The sequence below is a fragment of the Mesorhizobium sp. M7A.F.Ca.CA.004.12.1.1 genome, from assembly GCF_003997835.1.
Classification (GTDB): domain Bacteria; phylum Pseudomonadota; class Alphaproteobacteria; order Rhizobiales; family Rhizobiaceae; genus Mesorhizobium.
The window spans coordinates 1-581 of sequence record NZ_RZRK01001457.1; the positions used below are offsets into that span (position 1 = coordinate 1).

Here is a 581-nt window from a genome sequence, read left to right on the forward strand (position 1 = left end):
CCAACAACCAAGCGGCTTGCAATAGAAGCGCAGATAATGATCAAAGCTTGGTCGCCACAGGCCGTCGCTCGCGAAGCATGGCGGCTGTTGCAGTTTGGCAACGAAAAAGGCCGCCTGGAGGGCGGCCTTCCTGTTTCAGCGGAGCGCTGGTGTTATTCGGCGGCCTTCTTCTTCGGCGCGGCCTTCTTCTTGGGCTCTTCCGCGTCGTCGGCCTTCTTGGCGTCGGCCTTCTTGGCGGCGGCTTTCTTCGCCGGCTTCGCCTTGACGGAGGTCTCGTCCTCTTCGTCGTCGGCCATCAGCTCTTCCTTGCTGACCTTGACGTCGGTGACCGAAATCTGACCGAGCAGATGGTCGACCACTTTTTCCTCGAACATCGGCGCCCGCAGCGTGTTCAACGCTTCCGGGTTGTTGCGGTAGAACTCGAAGACTTCCTGCTGCTGGTTGCCCGGATAGCGGCGCACCTGCTCGAACAGGCCGCGCTGCAGCTCTTCGTCCGATACGGTCACGCCGGCCTTCTCGCCGATTTCAGCCAGCACCAGGCCGAGACGCACGCGGCGCTCGGCACGCCGCAGATACTCGGC

Annotated in this window: 1 pseudogene; it reads right to left on the minus strand. The window is 62.3% G+C overall.

Features of this window, described 5'->3' with window-relative positions:
* Positions 1 to 152 precede the first annotated feature (152 nt).
* Positions 153 to 581, minus strand: a pseudogene (locus EN984_RS37020) (trigger factor); the annotation flags it as partial.